This is a genomic window from Pseudomonas sp. LBUM1653 (assembly GCF_059716115.1).
On the sequence record NZ_CP166803.1, the window covers coordinates 1,848,397 to 1,872,058 of the forward strand.

General features: G+C 59.6%; 21 protein-coding genes. 8 read left to right on the plus strand and 13 right to left on the minus strand.

Annotated elements, in window-relative coordinates; translation table 11 throughout:
- Nucleotides 1-42: 42 nt before the first annotated feature.
- Nucleotides 43-1,248, minus strand: a complete 1,206-nt coding sequence (locus ACA054_RS08525; RefSeq protein WP_497688995.1) for an MFS transporter — start codon at nucleotides 1,246-1,248, stop codon at nucleotides 43-45.
- 219 nt (nucleotides 1,249-1,467) lie between these two features.
- Between ACA054_RS08525 and ACA054_RS08530 the strand changes: the two genes are divergently transcribed.
- Nucleotides 1,468-1,911 (plus strand): hypothetical protein, encoded by a 444-nt coding sequence (locus ACA054_RS08530; protein ID WP_497688996.1) that lies wholly within the window; start codon nucleotides 1,468-1,470, stop codon nucleotides 1,909-1,911.
- Nucleotides 1,912-2,051: 140 nt separating this feature from the next.
- On the opposite strand, the gene ACA054_RS08535 is transcribed toward ACA054_RS08530, so the two are convergent.
- The 8 genes from ACA054_RS08535 to gcl form a co-directional block, all read right to left on the minus strand.
- Nucleotides 2,052-3,047, minus strand: a complete 996-nt coding sequence (locus ACA054_RS08535; RefSeq protein ID WP_497688997.1) for a sulfate ABC transporter substrate-binding protein — start codon at nucleotides 3,045-3,047, stop codon at nucleotides 2,052-2,054.
- A gap of 199 nt (nucleotides 3,048-3,246) precedes the next feature.
- Nucleotides 3,247-4,071: an ion transporter gene (locus ACA054_RS08540; protein ID WP_497688998.1), complete on the minus strand. Its 825-nt coding sequence runs from the start codon at nucleotides 4,069-4,071 to the stop codon at nucleotides 3,247-3,249.
- Between the two features lie 21 nt (nucleotides 4,072-4,092).
- Nucleotides 4,093-5,007 (minus strand): urea transporter, encoded by a 915-nt coding sequence (locus tag ACA054_RS08545; RefSeq protein ID WP_497688999.1) that lies wholly within the window; start codon nucleotides 5,005-5,007, stop codon nucleotides 4,093-4,095.
- A 137-nt stretch (nucleotides 5,008-5,144) separates the two neighbouring features.
- The gene (gene pyk / locus ACA054_RS08550; protein ID WP_497689000.1) at nucleotides 5,145-6,560 is read right to left on the minus strand and encodes a pyruvate kinase; all 1,416 of its coding nucleotides are present in this window, start codon (nucleotides 6,558-6,560) and stop codon (nucleotides 5,145-5,147) included.
- Nucleotides 6,550-7,830, minus strand: a complete 1,281-nt coding sequence (locus ACA054_RS08555) for a glycerate kinase type-2 family protein (protein ID WP_497689001.1) — start codon at nucleotides 7,828-7,830, stop codon at nucleotides 6,550-6,552. Before ACA054_RS08555 ends, pyk begins: the two co-directional genes overlap by 11 nt.
- A 147-nt stretch (nucleotides 7,831-7,977) precedes the next feature.
- On the minus strand, nucleotides 7,978-8,871 hold the full coding sequence (locus ACA054_RS08560) for a 2-hydroxy-3-oxopropionate reductase (RefSeq protein WP_497689002.1): 894 nt from the start codon (nucleotides 8,869-8,871) through the stop codon (nucleotides 7,978-7,980).
- 145 nt (nucleotides 8,872-9,016) lie between these two features.
- On the minus strand, nucleotides 9,017-9,799 hold the full coding sequence (hyi, locus tag ACA054_RS08565; protein WP_497689003.1) for a hydroxypyruvate isomerase: 783 nt from the start codon (nucleotides 9,797-9,799) through the stop codon (nucleotides 9,017-9,019).
- 125 nt (nucleotides 9,800-9,924) lie between these two features.
- On the minus strand, nucleotides 9,925-11,700 hold the full coding sequence (gene gcl / locus ACA054_RS08570; RefSeq protein ID WP_497689004.1) for a glyoxylate carboligase: 1,776 nt from the start codon (nucleotides 11,698-11,700) through the stop codon (nucleotides 9,925-9,927).
- A gap of 268 nt (nucleotides 11,701-11,968) precedes the next feature.
- Between gcl and ACA054_RS08575 the strand changes: the two genes are divergently transcribed.
- The gene (locus tag ACA054_RS08575; protein ID WP_497689005.1) at nucleotides 11,969-12,409 is read left to right on the plus strand and encodes a GlcG/HbpS family heme-binding protein; all 441 of its coding nucleotides are present in this window, start codon (nucleotides 11,969-11,971) and stop codon (nucleotides 12,407-12,409) included.
- A gap of 215 nt (nucleotides 12,410-12,624) precedes the next feature.
- Nucleotides 12,625-13,083 (plus strand): REP-associated tyrosine transposase, encoded by a 459-nt coding sequence (locus ACA054_RS08580; protein WP_497689006.1) that lies wholly within the window; start codon nucleotides 12,625-12,627, stop codon nucleotides 13,081-13,083.
- A gap of 107 nt (nucleotides 13,084-13,190) precedes the next feature.
- Here the strand turns inward: ACA054_RS08580 and ACA054_RS08585 are convergent, their stop codons facing one another.
- Nucleotides 13,191-13,796, minus strand: coding sequence for a TetR/AcrR family transcriptional regulator (locus ACA054_RS08585; RefSeq protein WP_008061189.1), 606 nt, complete (start codon nucleotides 13,794-13,796; stop codon nucleotides 13,191-13,193).
- A 134-nt stretch (nucleotides 13,797-13,930) separates the two neighbouring features.
- Here ACA054_RS08585 and ACA054_RS08590 point away from each other — a divergent pair, with 134 nt between their 5' ends.
- Nucleotides 13,931-14,845, plus strand: a complete 915-nt coding sequence (locus tag ACA054_RS08590; protein ID WP_497689007.1) for a DUF808 domain-containing protein — start codon at nucleotides 13,931-13,933, stop codon at nucleotides 14,843-14,845.
- Between the two features lie 132 nt (nucleotides 14,846-14,977).
- Here the strand turns inward: ACA054_RS08590 and ACA054_RS08595 are convergent, their stop codons facing one another.
- Entirely contained in the window at nucleotides 14,978-15,766 is a 789-nt protein-coding gene (locus ACA054_RS08595) for an MlaA family lipoprotein (RefSeq protein ID WP_497689008.1), read from the minus strand.
- On the minus strand, nucleotides 15,759-17,057 hold the full coding sequence (locus ACA054_RS08600) for an alpha/beta fold hydrolase (RefSeq protein WP_497689009.1): 1,299 nt from the start codon (nucleotides 17,055-17,057) through the stop codon (nucleotides 15,759-15,761). Before ACA054_RS08600 ends, ACA054_RS08595 begins: the two co-directional genes overlap by 8 nt.
- Nucleotides 17,058-17,281: 224 nt before the next feature.
- On the opposite strand from ACA054_RS08600, the gene ACA054_RS08605 reads away from it, so the two are divergent.
- Nucleotides 17,282-17,650, plus strand: a complete 369-nt coding sequence (locus tag ACA054_RS08605) for a hypothetical protein (RefSeq protein ID WP_497689010.1) — start codon at nucleotides 17,282-17,284, stop codon at nucleotides 17,648-17,650.
- Nucleotides 17,651-17,776: 126 nt separating this feature from the next.
- Here ACA054_RS08605 and ACA054_RS08610 read toward each other — a convergent pair whose 3' ends face one another.
- Nucleotides 17,777-19,372, minus strand: coding sequence for a glycoside hydrolase family 17 protein (locus ACA054_RS08610; RefSeq protein WP_497689011.1), 1,596 nt, complete (start codon nucleotides 19,370-19,372; stop codon nucleotides 17,777-17,779).
- 302 nt (nucleotides 19,373-19,674) lie between these two features.
- Between ACA054_RS08610 and ACA054_RS08615 the strand changes: the two genes are divergently transcribed.
- The 3 genes from ACA054_RS08615 (at nucleotide 19,675) to ACA054_RS08625 (ending at nucleotide 22,736) form a co-directional block, all read left to right on the plus strand.
- On the plus strand, nucleotides 19,675-20,526 hold the full coding sequence (locus ACA054_RS08615; protein WP_497689012.1) for a glycine betaine ABC transporter substrate-binding protein: 852 nt from the start codon (nucleotides 19,675-19,677) through the stop codon (nucleotides 20,524-20,526).
- 243 nt (nucleotides 20,527-20,769) lie between these two features.
- Nucleotides 20,770-21,081: a DUF485 domain-containing protein gene (locus ACA054_RS08620; protein ID WP_008061165.1), complete on the plus strand. Its 312-nt coding sequence runs from the start codon at nucleotides 20,770-20,772 to the stop codon at nucleotides 21,079-21,081.
- Nucleotides 21,078-22,736, plus strand: coding sequence for a cation acetate symporter (locus ACA054_RS08625; RefSeq protein ID WP_497689013.1), 1,659 nt, complete (start codon nucleotides 21,078-21,080; stop codon nucleotides 22,734-22,736). Before ACA054_RS08620 ends, ACA054_RS08625 begins: the two co-directional genes overlap by 4 nt.
- Nucleotides 22,737-23,662 lie beyond the last annotated feature (926 nt).

The following is a 23,662-nucleotide window of genomic DNA, read 5'->3' on the forward strand; positions in this document are numbered from 1 at the left end:
CCCTGGCGGGCGATCCAACTTGCCCGCCAGGCGCTTGAATCTTTACGCGGTCGCCAATGAAGCCTTCTGCGAAACACTCAGGAACCGCAACAACGCCAACAGTGGGAACGCACTGCCGACCACCACGATCCACAACCAGCCGCCGTGCTCATACACCGCGCTGGCCACGGATGAGCCGAATGCGCCGCCAATGAAGATGCTGGTCATGTACAGCGCATTCAGGCGGCTGCGGCTTTTGGCGTCCAGGGCATAGACCGCGCGTTGGCCGAGGACCATGTTCATTTGCACACAGAAGTCCAGGACCACGCCGGTCACGGCCAAACCGATCACGCTGTAGGCCGGATGGATGAAGGCGGGCAGGAAGCTCAGGCTGGCGAACAGCAGGGCCAGCAATGAAGCGATGCGGGTGTGACCGGCGTCGGCCAGGCGTCCGGCGATAGGCGCGGCAATGGCGCCGATTGCGCCGACCAGGGCGAAAATCGCGATCTGGCTTTGCGACAGACCATGATTGCGCGCCAGTTCCAGCGGCGCGGCGGTCCAGAACAGGCTGAACGTGGCGAACATGCACCCTTGGTAAAACGCCCGCTGGCGCAACACCGGTTGTTGACGCAGCAGCGTCCAGAGCGAACCCAGCAATTGGCCGTAGGACGCGCTGTGGTCAGGCTGGCGCTTGGGGATGGTCATCGCCAGCACGATGCTGATTGCTGCCATCAATATTGCGGCAATCACAAACATTGCCCGCCAGCCAAAATGATCCGCCACCACGCTGGACACCGGTCGCGCCAGCAAGATCCCCAGCAACAAACCGCCCATGATCCCGCCGACCACGCGGCCGCGAGATTCCTCTGGCGCGAGGTGCGCGGCCAGCGGAATCAGGATCTGCACCGACACCGAGCTGAAGCCCACCAGCAGCGAAATCAGCAAAAACACGTTCGGCTGATCGGTGAACGCCGCGCCCAGCAGACTGACAATGGCCACCACGGTGGTGATGATCATCAGCCGGCGGTTTTCCAGCAGATCACCCAAGGGCACGAGGAAGAACAGGCCCAGGGCATAGCCGATCTGGGTCAGCGACACGATCAGGCTGGCCATGGTGCTGGTCAGGCCGATGTCCGGTGCGATCAGGCCGATGATCGGTTGCGCATAGTAGATGTTGGCAACGATCGCACCGCAGCAGAAGGAGAACAGCAGCACCATGCCTCGGGTCATTGTCGTGGTGCCGTGGGGCAGCTGGGTCGCTGGGTTCATAACGTGTCTCGTTGCAAAGTAGGGAATGCGCGCAGGCTAAAGGGCTGATTGAGTCAACGGAAGGGTAATTGGAGTGATAGTAATTATTTCATTGCGCAATGTGTAAGTCACCGCCGATGCAAGACCACCGGCCATCCGAAGAACAGCCCATTTTCCCGTGACAGCTAGAATCTACAGGGGGATCACTTCAACGCGTCCTTACATAGCGGGAGTATCACGATGAAAATCGTATCTTCGCTGGCGTTGGTGGTAGCGGTTGGGTCGATCTCTGGGTGCTCGACAGTGCCTGATCGTCAGGTCACCAACGTTCCCCTGAACGCTACTTCCATCAATGCCGGGAACATCGCCCGGCCCATCATGATGTCCGACGGTAATGCAACGGTATTCTGGTTCGCGGTCAGTGGCGAACCCATGGGCAGTGCCTTGCCCGGCCGTTTGCAGGCCTATATCTATCCGGGAAGCTGTGCGAGCCTGGGTGCGAAACCGGCCTATGACATGAACGACGGTCCGAATGCGCGGTTCTATTCGGCGGCGTCGCACCAGTATTTCTGGAAGAGCGCCCCGGTCGCCGTGGAAACGCTTCGAGCGGGCGGCTATGCCCTGGTAGTGCGTGAAAGCCCGGCCGATGGTCATCAGGCGATCTTTTGCGGGAATTTGAGCTAACACAAAACACTGTAGGAGCGAGCATGCTCGCGATGGACGTCAACGATGACGCGGGCTGTCTGAATGCCCGCGTCGTCCTGGCGTTTTTCGTCGGAACGCCGCCCGGAGCAGGCTCGCTCCCACAGGGTGGCATTCAGATTTTACTGGGCATAAATCTGATCGAAAATCCCGCCATCATTGAAGTGGGTTTTCTGCACGGTGCGCCAGTCACCGAAGGTTTTCTCGACCGACAGGAAGTCCACTTTCGGGAAGCGGTCGGTGTACTTGGCCAGCACGGCCGGGTCACGCGGACGCAGGTAGTTGGCGGCGGCGATTTCCTGACCTTCCGGCGACCACAGGTACTTCAGGTATTCCTCGGCGGCGGCGCGGGTGCCTTTCTTGTCGACGGTCTTGTCGACCACCGACACCGGTGGCTCGGCTTCTGCGGAGACACTTGGGTAGATCACTTCGAACTGATCGCGGCCAAACTCGCGGGCGATCATTTCCGCTTCGTTTTCGAAGGTCACCAGCACGTCGCCGATCTGGTTTGTCATGAAGGTCGTCGTAGCGGCGCGGCCACCGGTATCCAGCACCGGCGCTTGCTTAAACAGCTTGCCGACGAAGTCTTTGGCCTTGTTCTCGTCGCCGCCGTTTTTCAACACATAGCCCCAGGCTGAGAGGTAGGTGTAGCGGCCATTACCTGAAGTTTTCGGGTTCGGCACGATGACTTGCACGCCGTCCTTGAGCAGGTCGGGCCAGTCTTTCAGGGCTTTCGGGTTGCCTTTGCGGACGATGAACACGGTGGCCGAAGTGAACGGCGCGCTGTTGTTCGGCAGGCGGGTGACCCAGTTGTCCGGGACCAGTTTGCCGTTGTCGGCCAGGGCGTTGATGTCGGTGGCCATGTTCATGGTGATCACGTCAGCCGGCAGGCCATCGATGACCGAACGCGCCTGTTTGCTGGAACCGCCGAAGGACATCTGCAGGGTGATGTTTTCGTTGTGTTCGGCTTGCCAGTGTTTCTGGAAGGCGGTGTTGTAGTCCTTGTAGAAATCGCGCATCACGTCGTAGGAAACGTTGAGCAGGGTCGGTGCGGCCTGAGCCATGCTGGACAGTGCCAGGCCAGCGGCCAGAAGTGAGGCGCCAAAGATTTTTTTCACTGCGCATTCCTTGTTCTATGTAGGAGCTGCCGCAGGCTGCGATCTTTTGATCTTGATCTTCAAAAGCAAGATCAAAAGATCGCAGCCTGCGGCAGCTCCTACGGATTATTGTTCATTCATCAAAAGAAGTGTTGCCACCGTTTTGCCAGCGACTATAGCCGGGCTTGCATAGGCCTTTAAAGATTAAAAAGCACTTTGCTTATTCCAGTTTCTTGAACAGTGCATTGCCGCAACGGGAACAGAAAGCGGCGCCGTGTTCGTGGTTGCTTTTACGGCAAACCGGGCAATCGTGTTGCAGCTGTTCGCCGCGCATGGCGTTCGCCAGTTCGGCAGTGAAAATACCGGTCGGCACGGCAATGATCGAATAACCGGTGATCATCACCAGCGAGGAGATCACCTGGCCCAATGGCGTCTTCGGCACGATGTCGCCGAAGCCCACGGTGGTCAGCGTCACGATAGCCCAGTAGATGCCTTTGGGAATGCTGGTAAAGCCGTGCTCCGGGCCTTCGATCACGTACATCAGCGTGCCGAACACCGTCACCAGGGTGCAGACACTGACCAGGAACACCACGATTTTCTGCTTGCTGCCGCGCAGCGCGGACATCAGGTAGTTGGCTTGTTTCAGGTAAGGGCTGAGCTTGAGCACGCGGAAAATCCGCAGCATCCGGATGATCCGGATAATCAGCAGGTACTGCGCATCGGCGTAATACAGCGCAAGGATGCCGGGTACGATCGCCAGCAAATCCACCAGCCCATAAAAGCTGAAGGCGTAGCGCAGGGGCTTGGGCGAGCAGTACAGGCGCAGGCCATATTCGATGGCGAAGATGACGGTGAAGCCCCACTCGATATACGCCAGCACGTCGGCGTAGTTGCGGTGAACGGTATCGATGCTGTCGAGCATCACGATCACCAGGCTGGCGAGGATGATCAACAGCAAAATGCCGTCGAAGCGCCGACCAGCCTTGGTGTCGCTCTGGAAAATCATGACGTAAAGGTCTTCACGCCAGTTTTTGCTGCTGTCCATGGATAACGCCTGACTCAATGATCAGCGCAGCCTAGGTTGATTCTCCCCAGAAGCGCAAGGCGCACTGGCACCCTTGGCTTTGCCGAGCACTTGAGCAGCCGAGCGGATCAGCCAGCAGGCGAGGATGAATGGCGCGGTCAGCGTGGGCAGGCCAATAGCGGCAAACATCGGCGTCAGCAGCAGCGCTGAGGCAATGCCTGCCAATGGCAGCCACGGCTGCTGGCGCTGAGTGCTGAAGGCGAGGGCGGCGAGCACGGCGTTATAGCCACCCAGGCCCAGCAGTGCGGTGTAGAAGTCGTGGTGCAGCAGGCTCCAACCCATGCCCGCAACAGACGCCAACAACGCCCAGCAGAAGGCGCGACGATCAGCGATCAGCAAACCGCCGGCAATCATTGCACCGGCCAGCGGATGACCGAGGAACATCACCTGGCCGAGGCCTTTGAGGGGGGCGGCGAGCATGTTCAGCGTGCTGACCTCGATGAGATGCGCCTGGGTCGAGGGCGTGGCGAAGCACAGCAGCAACCAGCTCAACACTACGAATGGCGTGGTGTAGGCGGGCAGGTACTGGCTGACACGGGCGCGTTTGAGCCACTGTTGCGTGAGCATGGCACTCAGGCCGCCAGCGGCGAGGATCAGCGGCGGCAACATCGCCGACCATGGGAAATACAGGCTAAGCAGCAAGCCTAGCAAGACACCGTTGTAACTATAGAGTCCGGCCTGGCGATCGGCCTTGGCGTAGCCGCGACGTTGCGCCGTGAGCAACCCCGCGACGCCGCCGAGCAGCGCACCGCCGAGCAAGGCGGGCGCGGTAAACAGAATGGCGAGCAGGCACAGCAGACCAAACAGCGGATGGCGCTGGAGGAATATCTGGCTGAAGCCGTTGAGCAAAGCTTCGGCCCAGTCGGGGCAGTGGGTGTTGAAGTGGTTGGCAGGCATGGTAAGGGTCGTTTCAGTACAGATCGTTCCCACGCTCTGCGTGGGAATGCCTCAATGGACGCTCTGCGTCTGCTCTTGGGACGCGGAGCGTCCCGGGCTGCATTCCCACGCAGAGCGTGGGAACGATCATGTGGAGATTAAATCAATGTTTCGATACGCAAAGAGTTAGTCGACCCCGGCTGCCCAAACGGCACACCCGCAGTGATCAATAACGTATCGCCACGCTGCGCCATGCCCTGGGCCTGGGCAATCTCCAGCGCCGTGGAGCACACTTCGTCCACCTGGCGCAGGCGATCGTTGACCACCGAGTGCACACCCCACGCCACGGTCAGGCGACGAGCGGTTTGCAGATTCGGCGTCAGGTTGAGGATCGGCACCGTCGGCCGTTCACGTGCAGCGCGCAAACTCGAGGTGCCTGATTCGCTGTAGTTCACCAGCACCGCCACCGGCAACACATTACTGATACGGCGGATCGCGCAGCTGATCGCATCGTTGACAGTCGCCTCGGCTTTCGGTCGGCTGACGTCCAGCTGGGCCTGATAGTCCGGGCCGTTTTCCACCTGGCGGATGATCTTGCTCATCATCTGCACGGCTTCCAGCGGGTATTCGCCGGACGCGGTTTCCGCCGACAGCATCACCGCGTCGGCCCCTTCGGCCACCGCATTGGCGACATCGGTGACTTCGGCGCGGGTTGGCGCCGGGGAGAAACGCATCGATTCGAGCATCTGCGTCGCCACCACCACCGGCTTGCCCAGCTGGCGACAGGTGCTGATGATGTTTTTCTGGATCTGCGGCACGCTTTCGGCCGGCACTTCCACGCCCAGGTCACCGCGGGCGACCATGATCGCGTCGCTCAATTCGGCGATTTCGCGCAATTGCGTGACCGCTGATGGCTTCTCGATCTTGGCCATCAGGAACGCCTTGTCGCCGATCAGGGCACGGGCTTCGCGAATGTCCTCTGGACGCTGCACGAACGACAGCGCCACCCAGTCCACCCCCAGCTCGAGGCCAAAGCTCAAGTCGCGGCGGTCCTTGGCGGTCAGCGGGCTCAGGTCGAGCACCGCTTGCGGCACGTTCACGCCCTTGCGGTCCGACAGTTCGCCGCCATTGAGCACGGTGGTGTCGATGGCGTCGGCGTACTTGGTGACCACCCGCAGGCGCAGCTTGCCGTCGTCCAGCAGCAGATCCATGCCCGGCTCCAGCGCAGCGATGATTTCCGGGTGCGGCAGGTTGACCCGGCGTTCATCACCCGGCGTGGCATCGAGATCCAGGCGCAGGGCCTGACCGCGATGCAGCTGCACTTTGCCCTCGGCGAACTTGCCGACCCGCAGTTTCGGCCCTTGCAGGTCCATCAGAATGCCCAGCGGATAATTCAGCTGGCGCTCGACTTCCCGGATCCACTGATAGCGCTTGGCGTGGTCGGCGTGATCGCCGTGGCTGAAGTTCAGGCGAAAGATATTGACCCCGGCCTGCACCAGTTCACGAATGTCATCGATCCCGTTGGTGGCGGGGCCGAGGGTGGCGAGGATCTTGACCTTTTTGTCAGGCGTCATGTTTAGGGCTCTCAAGGATCAGGATTGCGCGGAAGTCGTTGACGTTGGTGCGGGTCGGCTCGGTGACGATCAGTGCGTCCAGCGCCTCGAAATAGCCGTAGCCATTGTTGTTGTCCAACTCGTCGCTGGCGCTCAAACCGAGGGCCGCGGCGCGGGCGTAACTGTCCGGGGTCATGATTGCCCCGGCGTTGTCTTCGGAACCGTCGATGCCATCGGTGTCACCGGCCAGGGCATAGACGCCGGGCAAGCCCTTGAGGCTGTCGGTCAGGCTGAGCAGGAACTCGGCGTTGCGCCCGCCACGGCCGTTACCGCGAACGGTGACCGTGGTTTCGCCGCCAGAGAGAATCACGCAGGGCGCGGCCAGCGGCTGACCGTGCTGGACGATCTGTCGGGCGATGCCGGCGTGGACTTTCGCCACTTCCCGGGACTCACCTTCCAGGTCACCCAGGATCAACGGGCTGTAACCGGCCTGACGGCACTTCACCGCCGCGGCTTCCAGGGATTGCTGTGGGCGGGCGATCAGCTGGAAGTGACTGCGGGCCAGGCTCGGATCGCCGGGTTTTACCGTCTCTGATTCCGGGCTTTGTAGCCAGTTACGCACGGAGGCTGGCACGTCGATGGCGTAGCGCTTGAGGATCGCCAGCGCTTCGGCCGAAGTGCTCGGGTCGGCCACCGTGGGGCCGGAGGCGATGACCGTGGCGAGGTCGCCCGGCACATCGGAAATCGCATAGGTATAAACAGTGGCTGGCCAGCAAGCCTTGCCGAGGCGGCCGCCCTTGATCGCCGAGAGATGTTTGCGTACGCAATTCATCTCGCCAATGGTCGCGCCGGATTTGAGCAGGGCTTTGTTGATCGATTGCTTGTCGGCCAGGGTGATGCCTTCGGCTGGAAGCGCGAGCAGCGCAGAGCCACCGCCGGAAAGGAGGAAGATCACGCGGTCTTCTTCGTTGAGGTCGCTGACCAGTTCCAGCACGCGTTTGGCCACGGCCAGACCGGCTGCGTCTGGAACCGGATGCGCGGCTTCGACCACTTCGATTTTTTCGCAGGGGGCGCCGTGACCGTAGCGCGTCACTACCAGACCGGATACTTCACCCTGCCAGCAACGCTCGACCACCTGGGCCATGGCGGCCGCGGCTTTGCCGGCACCGATGACGATCACCCGACCGCTGCGGTCGGCAGGTAGATGGGCTTCGAGGACTTGCTGCGGATGGGCCGCGTCGATGGCTGTGGCGAACAGCTCGCGCAGGAATTGTTGCGGATCGACCGACATGGCGGGCTCCCGGAATTCTTGTTATTGGAAGGGCAACTCGGGTTCCCTGTGGGAGCGAGCCTGCTCGCGAATCAGACGACACGGTTTGTCAGGGACACCGCGGTGAATTCTTCGCGAGCAGGCTCGCTCCCACAGGTTTATGCAGGCTTACTTCTGGTCTCGAATCGAGAAATTCGCCATGTGTTCCAGGCCCTTGATCAGCGCCGAGTGGTCCCAGTTGCTGCCACCGATGGCCGCGCAAGTGCTGAACACTTGCTGGGCGTTGGCGGTGTTCGGCAGGTTGATGTTCAGCTCCTTGGCGCCTTGCAGGGCCAGGTTCAGGTCCTTCTGGTGCAGGCTGATGCGGAAGCCTGGATCGAAGGTGCCCTTGATCATGCGCTCGCCGTGTACTTCGAGGATCTTCGACGAAGCGAAACCGCCCATCAGTGCTTCACGCACCTTGGCTGGATCGGCACCGTTCTTGGCCGCGAACAGCAGGGCTTCGGCCACCGCCTGGATGTTAAGTGCGACGATGATCTGGTTCGCCACTTTGGCGGTTTGACCGTCACCGTTGCCGCCGACCAGGGTGATGTTCTTGCCCATGGCCTGGAACAGCGGCAGCGCGCGTTCGAAGGCATCGCCATCGCCGCCGACCATGATGCTCAGGGTCGCAGCCTTGGCACCGACTTCACCGCCGGACACTGGCGCGTCGAGGTACTGGGCGCCTTTTTCGTTAATTTTAGCGGCGAAGGCCTTGGTGGCGGTCGGCGAGATCGAGCTCATGTCGATCACCACTTTGCCTTTGCCGAGACCGGCAGCAACGCCATCGGCACGGAACAGCACGTCATCGACCTGCGGGGTGTCCGGGACCATGACGATGATGAATTCGGCTTCCTGGGCGACTTCTTTCGGGTTCGCCAGGGCGACGGCGCCGGCGGCGACCAGGTCGGCGGGGGCGGCGTCGTGGTGCGCCGACAGGAACAGGCTGTGACCGGCTTTTTGCAGGTTCGCCGCCATTGGGTGGCCCATGATGCCGGTGCCGATAAATCCGATTTTAGCCATGAGAAAATCCTCTTTTTATTGCTTTATTCGCAAAATTCGTGGGGTGTCAGCGAGGACGCCTTCGCGGGCAAGCCTCGCTCCTACAGACAACCCCGATCCCGTAGGAGCGAGGCTAGCCCGCGAAGAACGATGACGCGGTCTCGGATCAGATCGCGTTATGGGTTTTCAACCAGCCCAGACCCGCTTCCGTAGTGGTCAGCGGCTTGTATTCGCAACCGACCCAGCCCTGATAACCAATGCGGTCCAGGTGTTCGAACAGGAAGCGGTAGTTGATTTCACCGGTACCCGGTTCGTTGCGCCCTGGGTTGTCTGCCAACTGCACATGGTTGATTTCGCCCAAGTGCGATTGCAGGGTGCGGGCCAGGTCGCCCTCCATGATTTGCATGTGATAGATGTCGTATTGCAGGAACAGGTTGGCGCTGCCGACCTGCTCGCGAATCGACAGGGCTTGCGCCGTGTTGTTGAGGTAGAAACCCGGGATATCGCGGGTGTTGATCGCCTCCATCACCAGTTTGATACCTGCCGCTTGCAGCTTGTCGGCTGCGTACTTGAGGTTGGCGACGAAGGTTTTTTCCACAGTGGCATCGTCAACGCCTTGTGGGCGAATGCCGGCCAGGCAGTTGACCTGGGTGTTGCCCAGCACTTGTGCGTAGGCGATCACCAGGTCGACACCGGCGCGGAACTCTTCAACCCGATCCGGCAGGCAGGCGATACCGCGCTCGCCCTTGGCCCAGTCGCCCGCCGGCAGGTTGAACAGCACTTGGGTAAGACCGTTGGCGTCGAGCTTGGCCTTGATTTCGGCAGAGCTGAAGTCGTACGGGAACAGGTACTCGACACCACTGAAACCGGCCTTGGCGGCCGCTTCGAAACGGCCGAGAAAGTCCTGTTCGGTGAACAGCATGGACAGGTTGGCTGCGAAACGCGGCATGGTGGTCTCCCTTGGAATTGTGAAGTCCTCTGTGGGAGCGAGCTTGCTCGCGATAGCGATGTACCAGACAACATAGATGTTGAATGTGCCGGCCTCATCGCGAGCAAGCTCGCTCCCACAGGTTGTTAATCGAGCAACGAAATCGCCGTTGGCGCATCGTTGCCGACCAGCGCCAGGTCTTCGAATTCGTTGACGGCGTTGATCTCGGTGCCCATGGAGATGTTGGTCACGCGCTCCAGGATAATCTCGACGATCACCGGAACCTTGAACTCTTCGATCAGCTCCTGGGCCTTGCGCAGGGCAGGCTGGATCTCGCTCGGTTCGAACACGCGCAGTGCCTTGCAACCCAGGCCTTCGGCAACCGCGACGTGATCGACACCGTAACCGTTGAGTTCCGGAGCGTTCAGGTTGTCGAACGACAGCTGTACGCAGTAATCCATGTCGAAACCGCGCTGCGACTGACGGATCAGACCCAGGTACGAGTTGTTTACCACCACATGAATGTACGGCAGCTTGAACTGCGCGCCCACCGCCAACTCTTCGATCATGAACTGGAAGTCATAGTCCCCCGACAGGGCCACGACTTTGCGGTTCGGGTCTGCCTTGACTACCCCCAGCGCGGCCGGAATGGTCCAGCCCAGAGGGCCTGCCTGACCGCAGTTGATCCAGTGGCGCGGCTTGTAGACGTGCAGGAACTGCGCGCCGGCAATCTGCGACAGGCCGATGGTGCTGACGTAGCAAGTGTCCTTGCCAAACACCTGGTTCATCTCTTCGTAAACGCGCTGCGGCTTGACCGGAACGTTGTCGAAGTGGGTCTTGCGCTGCAGGCTGGCTTTGCGCTGCTGGCAGTCTTGCAGCCAGGCGCTGCGGTTTTTCAGCTTGCCGGCAGCTTGCCACTCGCGAGCGACTTCGATGAACACGGTCAGCGCGGCGGCGGCGTCGGACACGATGCCCAGGTCCGGGGTGAATACGCGGCCGATCTGAGTGCCTTCGATGTCGACGTGAATGAACTTGCGGCCTTCGGTGTATACGTCAACCGAACCGGTGTGGCGGTTGGCCCAACGGTTACCGATGCCCAGCACCACGTCGGATTTGAGCATCGTGGCGTTGCCATAACGGTGCGAGGTTTGCAGGCCAACCATGCCGACCATCAACGGGTGATCGTCCGGGATGGTGCCCCAGCCCATCAGGGTCGGGATGACCGGGATGCCGGTCAGCTCGGCGAACTCCACCAGCAAGTCACTGGCGTCGGCGTTGATGATGCCACCACCGGCAACCAGCAATGGGCGCTCGGCCTGGTCCAGCAACGCCAGGGCTTTTTCCACCTGAATGCGGGTCGCGGTTGGCTTGGCCAGCGGCAGCGGCTGGTAGGCATCGATGTCGAATTCGATTTCGGCCATCTGTACGTCGAACGGCAGGTCGATCAGCACTGGGCCTGGGCGGCCGGAGCGCATCTCAAAGAACGCTTTCTGGAACGCGTAAGGCACTTGGCCCGGCTCAAGGACGGTGGTCGCCCACTTGGTCACTGGCTTGACGATGCTGGTGATGTCGACAGCCTGGAAGTCTTCCTTGTGCATACGGGCGCGGGGTGCCTGGCCAGTGATGCAGAGGATGGGGATCGAGTCGGCCGAGGCGCTGTAGAGCCCGGTGACCATGTCGGTACCGGCAGGTCCCGAAGTGCCGATGCACACGCCGATGTTGCCGGCCTTGGTGCGGGTGTAGCCCTCGGCCATGTGCGAGGCGCCTTCAACGTGGCGAGCGAGTACGTGATCGATGCCGCCGACCTTTTGCAGGGCGGAGTACAGCGGGTTGATGGCGGCACCGGGAATGCCAAAAGCGGTATCAACCCCTTCTCGGCGCATCACCAGAACGGCGGCTTCGATTGCTCTCATTTTGCTCATGGTTTTGTGCCTCTTTACGTTTTGTAATTGTATACAAGTGGCTTTGCGCAGAGTGTATTCACGGCGGACGGCGCAGGTCAATCCATTTTCTCAAGTGATCGTTCCATTCGTCGGAAGGCCGCTCTACTGTGGCTTTTCGTCGCATGTGGCGCTTTTCGATAATTATTGTATACAAAAAAATAACTCATTGTGTTCTATTTGTTGCATCGGTCTGCAGCACAACGAAGCAGTCCACCGGCTTTCCGAAAAACAAAATGAGGACGGCACCATGAGCGCTTTAACCTTGAAAGTCGCAGTCAACCTGGTCAACGAGGCCATTACCGCCGCACGGGCGATCACCGCCGCGCCCCTGGCCATCGCGGTACTGGATGCCGGCGGGCATCTGATCACCTTGCAACGCGAGGACGGCGCCAGCCTGCTGCGCCCGCAAGTCGCCATCGGCAAAGCCTGGGGCGCCATCGCCTTGGGCAAAGGCTCACGCCTGCTGGCCCTGGACGCCCAGCAACGCCCGGCGTTTATCGCGGCATTGAACAGCCTGGGGCAGGGCAGCGTCGTGCCGGCACCGGGCGGTGTGTTGATCAGGGATCAGGACGGGAACGTGCTGGGAGCGGTGGGGATCAGCGGGGATCTTTCGGATGTTGATGAGCAGTGTGCGATTAATGCGATTGAGGCGTTGGGGTTGAGGGCGGATGCTGGGGTGGCTGCCTGATCTTTGATTGACTGATCTATCGCTTTCGCGAGCAGGCTCGCTCCCACAAGGGTGCTGTGGTGGGACACAAATTGTGCAATCACCGCAAATCCATTGTGGGAGCGAGCCTGCTCGCGAAGGCATTCTTCCAGGCACATCAAGCTAAAAGTTTGCATGACTGCTTGGCAGTTCCATGGCTAGCCTTTTCATGACTCCTTCATGAAAAAGGCAAAGAAATGCCTAATCTAGCAGCTTCACATCGATTGAGATCGGGCCGGTATGCCGAACCCAACCGAATCTATTTGCTCACCACAAATACACTTGATAGAGAACCCATTTTTGCGGACTACTCTTCGGGCAGGTTGGTTGTTCATCAATTTCGCCAAGCACAAAACTCAGGGCTTGTGGACTCTCTGGCATGGGTAGTCATGCCGGATCATTTTCACTGGCTAATCGATCTGCAGCGGGGATCATTGAGTGAGCTGATGCAAAGGACCAAATCCTTAAGCACCAAGGCGATCAATCTGTCCACTGGCCGTCAGATTAGTCTGTGGCAACAAGGCTTTCATGATCGAGCACTGCGCCGTGATGAAGATTTGGTAAAAATGGCTCGGTACATTGTGGCCAACCCGCTAAGGGCAGGGTTAGTCGAGCGGCTTGGCGACTATCCGCTGTGGGATGCGATTTGGGTTTGAGCTGGAACCGAGTTGCCTTCTTCGCGAGCAGGCTCGCTCCCACATTGGATTGGCGGGAAGTCCTCTGTGGGAGCGAGCATGCTCGCGAATAGCCGCACCACGGTGTATCAGTCCGGCTCACACCCCTTGAGCACCAACCGAATAATCGTCTGCGCCGCCGCTTCATAATCCTCTTCATCCAGCTTGGCCTTGCCGGTGATGGCGGTGATTTGCCAGTCGAAGTCGGCGTAGGTCTGGGTCGCGGCCCAGATGCTGAACATCAGGTGATTGGGGTCGATCGGCGCAATCTGGCCACGGTCGATCCAGGTCTGGATGCAGTCGATGTTGTGCTTGGCCTGGCCGTTGAGCTGTTCGACCAGGTCAGGGCTCAGGTGCGGGGCGCCGTGCATGATTTCGCTGGCGAACACCTTGGAGGCGAAGGGCAGGTCGCGAGAGATGCGGATTTTCGAGCGGATATAACCGCTCAGCACTTCACTGGGCACACCCTCGGGATTGAACGGCGTCGAGGCCTGCAGAATCGGCTCGATGATGCTTTCCAGGACCTCACGATAAAGGTTTTCCTTCGACTTGAAGTAGTAGTAGACGTTGGGCTTGGGCAATCCCGCCTTGGCTGCGATATCACTGGTTTTGGTCGCAGCGAAGCCCTTGTCGGCAAATTCTTCACTGGCGGCACGCAGGATCAGTTGTTTGTTGCGCTCGCGGATGGTGCTCATAAACCAGGGGGTTCCTTGCCTGTACTGGCGGTGGCGCATGGTAGCACCGGCCTTCGGCGACGCTCAAGAATGCTCCGTGCGGCGTCAGGCCGCGCTATGCTGCACGGCATTCATTCAAGAAGGAAAGCCGATTCATGGCAGGAAGCAGTTTGCTCGTGCTGATCGACGACATCGCCGCCGTGCTGGACGATGTGGCGTTGATGACCAAAATGGCCGCCAAGAAGACCGCGGGGGTGCTGGGCGATGATCTGGCACTCAATGCCCAGCAGGTCAGCGGCGTGCGTGCCGAGCGGGAAATCCCGGTGGTCTGGGCGGTCGCCAAGGGTTCTTTTATCAACAAGTTGATCCTGGTGCCCTCGGCATTGGCCATCAGTGCTTTCATTCCCTGGTTGGTCACGCCGTTGTTGATGGTAGGCGGCGCCTATCTGTGCTTTGAAGGGTTCGAGAAACTCGCCCATAAATTCCTGCACAGTAAGGCCGAAGACCAGGCTGAACATGCCGAACTGGTCGAGGCAGTGGCGGATCCGGCGGTCGATCTGGTGGCGTTCGAAAAGGACAAGATCAAGGGCGCGATCCGTACCGACTTCATTCTCTCGGCGGAAATCATCGCCATCACCCTCGGCGTCGTGGCCGATTCGGCGCTGACCCAGCAAGTCATCGTGCTCTCGGGTATCGCCATCGTCATGACTGTCGGCGTTTACGGGTTGGTAGCGGGCATCGTCAAGCTCGATGACCTGGGCCTGTGGCTGACCCAGAAGCCGGGGCAGATGGCCAAAAGCATAGGCGGCGGCATTCTGCGCGCGGCGCCGTACATGATGAAAAGCCTGTCGGTGATCGGTACGGCGGCCATGTTCCTGGTCGGTGGCGGCATCCTCACCCACGGTGTTCCGGTGGTGCATCACTGGATCGAAAGTGTCAGCGCAGGCGCGGGCGGTGCCGGGTTTATCGTGCCGACGTTGTTGAATGCAGTGGCGGGGATTGTGGCGGGTGCGGTGGTGTTGGTGGGTGTGATGGCCGTCAGCAAGATCTGGAAGACCCTGAAAGGCTAAGGCAGCAGCAACACAAAACAACTGTGGGAGCGAGCTTGCTCGCGATGAGGCCGTGTCAGTCACTATTAAAGTTGTCTGACTCACCGTCATCGCGAGCAAGCTCGCTCCCACAGGTTTTTCTGTATAGCCAAATTACTCGGCAATCTGCAACTTGCGCGACTCGGTGTACACGTAACGCACCTTCTCGTACTCGAACGGCGAGTTCAGCTGGCCATAGCGGAAGCCGGTCTGATAGCGCTTGTCGACGCCACGCAGGATCCACACCTCTGGATGGTTGGAGCTGACTTCGGCCACGTTGAGGAAGTTGATTGCGCTCTCGGCGCTGAAATCGACCACCAGCCCACCCGTGTCACGCAGGTTGGACGGTCCGAGAATCGGCAGTACGAAGTAGGCGCCGCCCGGAACACCATAGAAGCCCAGGGTCTGGCCGAAGTCTTCGTTCTGGCGCGGCAAGCCCATGGCGGTGGCCGGGTCCCACAGGCCGGCGATGCCGATGGTGGTGTTGAGCAGCAGCCGACCGGTGACTTCCATCGAACGCTGGCCCTTGAACTGCAACAGGCTGTTGAGCAGGTTCGGTACGTCGCCGAGGTTGTTGAAGAAATTGCTGACGCCGGTGCGCAAGAAGCTCGGTGTGATATAGCGATAGCCGTCAACCACCGGCAGGAACACCCATTGGTCGAACCGGTAGTTGAAGTGGTAGACGCGGCGGTTCCACTCCTCCAGCGGGTCGTAGACGTTCAGGGCGCTGAGCGTCGAACGTTCGAATTCGCGTTGGTCCAGGCCTGGGTTGAACTTGAGTTTGCTCAAGGGTTCCTTGAAACCGTCACTGTCGATGACGACAGGGGCGTTGGCTTTGCTGTTGTCTGCATTGGCAATGCCTGCACTGAGTAACGCGGCGATTAGCAGGAGGTATTTAGCCACGGAAGAACTCCAGCATGGCGTCGCTGTTGACGCGGTAATTAAGGTTGCCGCAATGGCCGCCCAGCGGGTAAACGGTCAGGCGATCGCCAAACGTCTTGCGCAGGAAACCGAGGTCTCCAGGGCCGAGAATCACATCGTCGGCGTTGTGCATCACGGCGATTTTCGGGCTGTCGTGCAGGTAGTCCTTGAGTGCATACAGGCTCACCTGGTCGATCAGTTGCAGCAGGCTGCCGCCGTCGGTGCGGGCACGCCACATCGGGATGACCTGTTCGGTGATGTAGCAGTCGAAGTCGCACTGCAGCGCACGCTTGAGGTACGGCGTGAGGCTGGTGCCTTCTGTGATGGGGGTTTTCGGTGGAGTGATCAGGCCGCGACGGTTGATCAGATCCGAAGTAAAGGCGATGTCGGCGGCCGAGAATCGGAAAGACGTGCCGATGAGCATGGCCATCTGTTCGTTGCTCAGGTGCTGCTTGGACTGCTGAAAGTCGTAGAGCAGTGCATCGTTGAGATCGATGTAGCCCTTCTGCTGGAAGTAACGGGTCAGTTTGTCTAGCACCAGCTCATAGAAGGTGGTGGTGTTGTTGATGCCCTTGACCTCGGTCTGGACCAGTCTGTCCAGGTTGGTGATCGAGGTGTAGAGATTGACCGGAGGATTGAGCAGCAGCACTTTCTTGAAGTTGAAGCTACGCCGGGTTTCGTCCAGATGCGCGACGAATGCCGCATCCAGTGCGCCCAGGCTGTAGCCCGTCAGGTAGTAATCGGTGACCGGCAGTTTCGGGTTTTGCGCCCGCACCGCCTGCATCACCCGATACATGTCTTCAGCGTCGTCCTTGGTGATGCCGGGCGTGGCAAAGCGTGAGGCGGCGCTCATGAAGTCGAAGCTGGTGGGTGACGACAATTGCACCACGTGATACCCGGCCTTGTAATAGAGCTTTTTCAGGTATTCGTTGTGGCTGCTGTCGTAGCGCGCGCCCGTGCCGGCGATCAGGAAGATCAGCGGTGCGGCTTTATCCTGGGTGGCGATGCGATAGGTGAGTTTCTTCACTGGCCAGAAGTTGTCCGGCAGTTCGAACGCGCGTTCCGGGCGCAAGGTGACGCTGCGATCCGCCTGATCAATGTCTTCGTCCAGCGGCAACTCGGGACGCAAGTCCGGCGGCGTGGTGGCGATGGTCGCCTCGAACGGGTTGGTCAAGGGATAGCCATAGCTGGCGGCGTCGATATCCACCGCCAGTGCGGACGCACTCAAAATAAGGCCGCCAAACAGGGCGGCGAAGCGCAAGGAACGGAGCATGACTAGATCCCTTAGAGAAAGGTGCCGAATGAAGTTCGCAGGCTATGACCACTGGATCTGCGCCAAAGTGCCAAGCATCGGCACCAAACAGGCCTGAATTCCGAGTAATGGTAGCGCGACGATACACTTTGCAGTGATTGAATGGCCAGTTAACAGTTGTTATTGCTTGCGTCATGCTGCCGGGCGATTAAGCTGGCCGCCGTTTTCGCGTATTGGAGTGCTCCATGTCCCGCCGTCTGCCCGTGATTCTGCTGCTTGTCCTGCTGCCCCTCTGGCTGGCCGCCAGTTATGGCGCGCGTTATGGCTTCATGGAAGATGCGCAATGGGTCGGCATCTGCGTGGATGAGGCAAGCCGCTGGGAATGCCAGGTGCGTTCGAACCTGGGTCTGATGATTCACTTCCAGGTATTGGGCTGGGGGGCGTTGGCTGCCGCCGTCATCGGCTTTTTGTTGCCTGGGCGGGCAGGGTGGTGGTTGGCGGTACTGGCGCTGGTGCTCGGGTTTCCAGCGCTGGCGTTGTACGACACGACGATGGCGGTGTTTGCGGTGGTGATTGCGGGGTTGCGGTTGGTCAGGGCGCCCCGTAGCGCCTGATAAATAGCCTTCGCGAGCAGGCTCGCTCTCACAATAGATCTTCGGTGAGCACTGATTTTATGTACGACGAAGATCAACCTGTGGGAGCGAGCCTGCTCGCGAAGAGGCCGGATGCAGCGCCGAAGATCAGACCTTGCGAACCCGCAAGCACCGCCACAACGCCGCCGCCATCAACACACTCACCAGCGCCCAGCCCCAGGCCTGCTGGTTCTGCAGCCCCTCACGGTACAGTTGCGGTGCAATGCCGGCGCCAATAATGAAGGTCAGCAAGGCAATCTCCCGACGCGGCACACTTACCGGGCGGCACAGGTAGACCAGCGCTGGCAGGATGAAGGCGATGCTCGGGAAGCTGCGATAGCGCGGGTCGAATACCAGCTCCAGCATCGTTACCGCGGCGGCAAAACCGGCCACCGCAACCAGCCAGCCTGCTCGACGCTCCAGCGCATTGAACGCCCATCCACGCCAACCCGTGCGAGGACTCAATGTCAGCGCGGCATGGGCCAGTACCAGCACATTCAACGCGGTCAGCAAAGCAACCCACAACCACTCACTGGCAAAGCGCGTGGTGACCCGTGCCAGATCGCCCCACGCACCAATCGAGCAAGCGGCCAGTGCACCCAACAATGGCAGAATAAGCGCGGCGCGAGTGCTGCGCACACGTCCACCGAGAATCAGTGTGCCAAGGAAGATGAAGCCGCCAACCACTAGCCACTGCGACCAGTACGGCACGTTTGTCACCGGCCCTGCGAGCACGCCCTTGTCCTGGCGATCTGCATCGAACAGCCCCCAATAACCGCCGACCGCGCCTTCGCTGGCACGTTTCCACGGTTGGTCAAAGGCCTCGATGAGGTTGTAGCGCCAACCATGCTGCTCAGCCATGGCGACAAAACCCCGAATGAAACTGGCTTCGTTGACCCGGCTCGGGAGGGCGGTTTCACGCTGGCGACCTTCGCTCGGCCAGCCAGTCTCGCCAATCATCACGTCCTTGGGTGCGAACTTGTTGCCGAACACCTGGCGCACTTGCGCCACATGTTGCAGCGCGGCATCGATGTTCGACGGATCATCTTCCCAATAAGGCAGCAGGTGGATAGTCAGGAAATCCACGGCCGGTCCGATCTCCGGGTGCTTGAGCCAAAACTCCCACACATCTGCATAGGTAACCGGTTGCTTGACTTGGCTTTTGACCTTGTTGATCAGCTTCACCAGCTGAGCACCGGTGACTTCCTTGCGCAGCAGGCTCTCGTTGCCGACGATCACCGCGCTGACCACGTCCGCGTTGGCGTTGGCCGAGGCGATCAGCAGGTCGACCTCTTTTTCGGTGTCCACCGGATTGCTGTTGATCCAGGCGCCGATCATCATTTTCAATCCATGCTTGCGCGCCAGGTCCGGTAGGGCCTCGAGCCCCGTCATCGAGTAGGTTCGAATGCATTCGAAGCGAGTTGCCAGCAGCGCGAGGTCGGCATCCATGCGCTCGGGACGAAGATTGAACGGCACGTCGAACGGCGACTGGTCCTTGTCGAACGGGGTGTAGGAGGCGCATTGCAACTTGTGCGTCGCGCTGGCGACGTCCGGCAGGATCACCGGTTTGCCGAGGCCGTACCAAAAGCCGCCCAAGGCAAACAGCCCCAGCAGGCAAGCGAATAGATACGCAAAAAAAGGAAAGCGGGATGTCGCGGGCATGGTCAGGCCGTCTGGGAGCAAAGCGGCGCATGTTACCTGCATTTGTCGCGTGCTTGGTGGCCTGCATGATTTTGACATGCAAAGTTCGGGCGGATTGGCCGGCAGGTTTGACGGGCTCAACATTAATGGCGTTCTGATGTCGTTTCTCAGTGCCTTGAGGTCGCTGGCAGAGCAGGTCGCCGATAGCGTCAGGTTGATGATCGCAGGTGTCAGTACCCTCGTTGATAAATCGCGCTGATGATCGAACGAGTTTGCGATGGGGCGTGATGGGGGCGCTGTGCACTATAACTATACGTTGACGCGACTCGGCATCCGTCGAGCGCAGCACTTTCGGGGAAGTAACGATGAAGATGCGACGACTTTTAGGCGCAGGTGCCGCTCTGGTGCTTGCGATGGGCTCCACATTCGCCAATGCCGAGAACAAGACCCTGACCATCGGTTATGTTGATGGCTGGTCAGACAGCGTCGCGACCACTCACGTGGCCGCTGAAGTGATCAAGCAGAAGCTGAATTATGACGTGAAGCTGCAAGCCGTCGCCACCGGGATCATGTGGCAGGGTGTGGCCACCGGTAAACTCGACGCCATGCTGTCGGCCTGGCTACCAGTGACCCACGGCGATTACTGGACCAAGAACAAGGACCAGGTCGTCGACTACGGCCCGAACTTCAAGGACGCCAAAATCGGTCTGATCGTGCCGGAGTACGTCAAGGCCAAGTCGCTTGAAGACCTGAAAACCGATGACAGCTTCAAAAAACGCATCGTCGGCATCGACGCCGGTTCAGGCGTGATGCTCAAGACCGAGCAGGCGATCAAGGACTACGACTTGACCGGCTATCAACTCAAGGCCAGTTCCGGCGCCGGCATGATTGCCGAGCTGACCCGTGCCGAGAAGAAAAACGAATCCATTGCCGTCACCGGTTGGGTGCCGCACTGGATGTTCGCCAAGTGGAAACTGCGTTTCCTGGAAGACCCGAAAGGCGTGTATGGCGCGGCTGAAACCGTGAACAGCATCGGCAGCAAGGAGCTGGCGACCAAGGCACCGGAAGTGGCCAAGTTCCTGAAGAACTTCCAGTGGGCTTCGAAAGACGAAATCGGCGAAGTCATGCTGGCGATCCAGGAAGGCGCCAAGCCTGAAGCGGCGGCGAAGGATTGGGTAGCCAAGCACCCGGAGCGTGTGGCTGACTGGATCAAGTAATCACATAGAGCACGCTTGACCCTGTGGGAGCGAGCTTGCTCGCGATGGCGGTGTAACAGTCAACGATGATGTTGAATGTTATGGCCCCATCGCGAGCAAGCTCGCTCCCACTCTTTTTCATGGCGTGCTGGAGATTGGCGAATACGTCACGTGGTTCTAAGACTAAGGTCGTCTGGAACCTGCCCCGCAGCCGCATAGAGTGGATACCGTTGCAACTAAATCTGTGCTGCGAGGATAAAAACAATGAACGACAGCATTTACCTCTCGATTCAAAACAGCCCGCGCTTCAAGGAGCTGGTTAGCAAGAGGGAACGATTCGCCTGGATTCTTTCGGCGATCATGCTAGGGCTTTACTCCGGATTCATCCTTTTGATTGCTTACGGTCCGCACGTACTGGGGGCGAAAATAAGCCCTGAGTCATCGATTACCTGGGGCATACCGATCGGTGTCGGGCTGATTGTTTCAGCCTTCATACTGACCGGCATTTACGTACGGCGCGCCAATGGCGAATTCGACGACCTGAACAATGCGATTCTCAAGGAGGCTCAGCAATGATCCGGCGTCTAATGGCTCTTTTGAGCATCGCAGCCTTCGCACCGGGCGCCTGGGCGGCTGACGCCCTGACCGGCGCCGTGCAGAAACAACCGCTTAACGTGTCCGCGATTCTGATGTTCGTCGCATTCGTCGGTGCAACCCTGTGCATCACCTACTGGGCTTCCAAGAAAAACAAGTCGGCCTCCGACTACTATGCGGCAGGTGGCAAGATCACCGGTTTCCAGAACGGTCTGGCGATTGCCGGTGACTATATGTCGGCGGCGTCCTTCCTGGGTATTTCCGCGCTGGTATTCACCTCTGGCTACGATGGCCTGATCTACTCGATCGGCTTTCTGGTGGGCTGGCCGATCATTCTGTTCCTGATCGCCGAGCGTCTGCGTAACCTGGGTAAATACACCTTTGCCGACGTGGCGTCCTATCGCCTGGGGCAAACCCAGATCCGCTCGCTGTCCGCTTGCGGTTCGCTGGTGGTGGTGGCGTTCTACCTGATTGCGCAAATGGTTGGTGCCGGCAAGCTGATCCAGCTGCTGTTCGGTCTCGACTACCACGTTGCGGTGATCCTGGTCGGTATCCTGATGTGCATGTACGTGCTGTTCGGTGGCATGCTGGCGACCACTTGGGTGCAGATCATCAAGGCTGTGCTGTTGCTGTCCGGCGCCTCCTTCATGGCGCTGATGGTCATGAAGCACGTCAACTTCGACTTCAACGCACTGTTCTCCGAGGCGATCAAGGTTCACCCGAAAGGTGAAGCGATCATGAGCCCGGGCGGTCTGGTGAAAGATCCGATCTCGGCGTTCTCCCTCGGCCTGGCTCTGATGTTTGGTACCGCTGGCCTGCCGCACATCCTGATGCGCTTCTTCACTGTCAGTGACGCGAAAGAAGCTCGCAAGAGCGTGCTGTACGCCACCGGCTTCATTGGCTACTTCTACATCCTGACCTTCATCATCGGCTTCGGCGCGATCCTGCTGGTCAGCACCAACCCTGCCTTCAAGGATGCGGCTGGCGCACTGTTGGGTGGTAACAACATGGCGGCGGTGCACCTGGCCAACGCGGTCGGTGGCAGCATCTTCCTGGGCTTCATCTCGGCGGTAGCGTTCGCGACCATTCTGGCAGTGGTTGCCGGTTTGACCCTGGCCGGTGCTTCGGCGGTGTCCCATGACCTGTATGCCAGCGTGATCAAGAAGGGCAAGGCCAACGAGAAGGATGAGATCCGCGTCTCGAAAATCACCACCATCGCTCTGGCGGTGCTGGCGATCGCCTTGGGCATTCTGTTCGAAAGCCAAAACATCGCGTTCATGGTGGGCCTGGCGTTCTCCATCGCGGCGAGCTGCAACTTCCCGGTCCTGCTGCTTTCCATGTACTGGAAAAAGCTGACCACCCGTGGCGCTATGATCGGCGGCTGGTTGGGTCTGATCAGTGCTGTAGGCTTGATGATCCTTGGGCCAACCATCTGGGTGCAGATCCTGCATCACGAGAAGGCGATCTTCCCGTATGAGTACCCGGCGCTGTTTTCGATGATCATTGCTTTTGTCGGGATCTGGTTCTTCTCGATCACTGACAAGTCGGCTGCGGCTGATAACGAGCGGGCGCTGTTCTTCCCGCAGTTTGTTCGTTCGCAGACCGGGTTGGGGGCGAGTGGGGCGGTTTCGCACTAAGGCTTCATGTTTGTTTGTGTAAGTTGGGTTAAACAGAAATGCCCCGGTCGAGAGATTGGGGCATTTTTTATTGGGCGGTTATCGGATATTTTAGATGTGGCGAAGGCGGCATTACAGCCGACCTGGATGTTGTTGATCGAGTACATATCCATTCCTGCGGTAACGGCGACTTATGGTTTCGCCCTTACGGCGACTCACTTTTTTTTCAAACGCCAAAAAAAAGTAAGCAAAAAAAGGCTCGCCCCAAGCGTCCGGCCCCTCGCTGAGGCTCGGGGTTCCTTCGCTCCGGCATTCATCCGGGGGCATCGCCCTCCGGTTGGCTTCGCTGGCACCTACATGCGATGTGTTCGACTGCGTCGAACGGCGCTGCGCGCCAATCCCCGGATGAACACCTCCACTCAGCCTCCCGAAGGGGCGGGTAGATCAAGATCAAAAGCTGAAGGCGAGCTAACGCTCGGCCTGATGAGTGGTGAGGAGCGGGTGTACACCAGGCTGTTTTTGTAGGGGCAAGGGTTGCCCGCGATGGCAGCCTGCCAGCGGATCTGATTTTCGTGGGTGCACTCATTCCCCTGTAGGAGCGAGCCTGCTCGCGATGGACGTCAACGATAACGCGCCCTGTCTGGATGATCGCGTTGTCTGGACGTTCATCGCGAGCAAGCTCGCTCCCACAGGGGAATGCGGACAGACCTGCATTCAGGTCGGCTTTAAGGCCGCCTCGCTCTGCTTTGGCTTTTGATTTTCTTGCCCCCTCTAGAGGCCGAGTGGAGGTTCTGCGCAGTGGGTAAACCGGCATGGATGCCGGTTTAGCCGCGCTGGGCCAAGGATGGCCCATCGCGGCGGGCCCACGGAGCAGGACCGGAGCGAGGGCATGCCGAGCATTAGCGAGGCACCGAACGCCAGGGGCAAGAGCCCTTGGTTACTTGGGG

Bases quoted from the DNA above. Each gene is read 5' to 3' on its own strand.
- ACA054_RS08525 (WP_497688995.1), bottom strand. From the start codon at position 1,248: ATGAACCCAGCGACCCAGCTGCCCCACGGCACCACGACAATGACCCGA.
- ACA054_RS08530 (WP_497688996.1), top strand. From the start codon at position 1,468: ATGAAAATCGTATCTTCGCTGGCGTTGGTGGTAGCGGTTGGGTCGATC.
- ACA054_RS08540 (WP_497688998.1), bottom strand. From the start codon at position 4,071: ATGGACAGCAGCAAAAACTGGCGTGAAGACCTTTACGTCATGATTTTC.
- ACA054_RS08545 (WP_497688999.1), bottom strand. From the start codon at position 5,007: ATGCCTGCCAACCACTTCAACACCCACTGCCCCGACTGGGCCGAAGCT.
- pyk (WP_497689000.1), bottom strand. From the start codon at position 6,560: ATGACGCCTGACAAAAAGGTCAAGATCCTCGCCACCCTCGGCCCCGCC.
- ACA054_RS08555 (WP_497689001.1), bottom strand. From the start codon at position 7,830: ATGTCGGTCGATCCGCAACAATTCCTGCGCGAGCTGTTCGCCACAGCC.
- ACA054_RS08560 (WP_497689002.1), bottom strand. From the start codon at position 8,871: ATGGCTAAAATCGGATTTATCGGCACCGGCATCATGGGCCACCCAATG.
- hyi (WP_497689003.1), bottom strand. From the start codon at position 9,799: ATGCCGCGTTTCGCAGCCAACCTGTCCATGCTGTTCACCGAACAGGAC.
- gcl (WP_497689004.1), bottom strand. From the start codon at position 11,700: ATGAGCAAAATGAGAGCAATCGAAGCCGCCGTTCTGGTGATGCGCCGA.
- ACA054_RS08575 (WP_497689005.1), top strand. From the start codon at position 11,969: ATGAGCGCTTTAACCTTGAAAGTCGCAGTCAACCTGGTCAACGAGGCC.
- ACA054_RS08580 (WP_497689006.1), top strand. From the start codon at position 12,625: ATGCCTAATCTAGCAGCTTCACATCGATTGAGATCGGGCCGGTATGCC.
- ACA054_RS08585 (WP_008061189.1), bottom strand. From the start codon at position 13,796: ATGAGCACCATCCGCGAGCGCAACAAACAACTGATCCTGCGTGCCGCC.
- ACA054_RS08590 (WP_497689007.1), top strand. From the start codon at position 13,931: ATGGCAGGAAGCAGTTTGCTCGTGCTGATCGACGACATCGCCGCCGTG.
- ACA054_RS08600 (WP_497689009.1), bottom strand. From the start codon at position 17,057: ATGCTCCGTTCCTTGCGCTTCGCCGCCCTGTTTGGCGGCCTTATTTTG.
- ACA054_RS08605 (WP_497689010.1), top strand. From the start codon at position 17,282: ATGTCCCGCCGTCTGCCCGTGATTCTGCTGCTTGTCCTGCTGCCCCTC.
- ACA054_RS08610 (WP_497689011.1), bottom strand. From the start codon at position 19,372: ATGCAGGTAACATGCGCCGCTTTGCTCCCAGACGGCCTGACCATGCCC.
- ACA054_RS08615 (WP_497689012.1), top strand. From the start codon at position 19,675: ATGAAGATGCGACGACTTTTAGGCGCAGGTGCCGCTCTGGTGCTTGCG.
- ACA054_RS08620 (WP_008061165.1), top strand. From the start codon at position 20,770: ATGAACGACAGCATTTACCTCTCGATTCAAAACAGCCCGCGCTTCAAG.
- ACA054_RS08625 (WP_497689013.1), top strand. From the start codon at position 21,078: ATGATCCGGCGTCTAATGGCTCTTTTGAGCATCGCAGCCTTCGCACCG.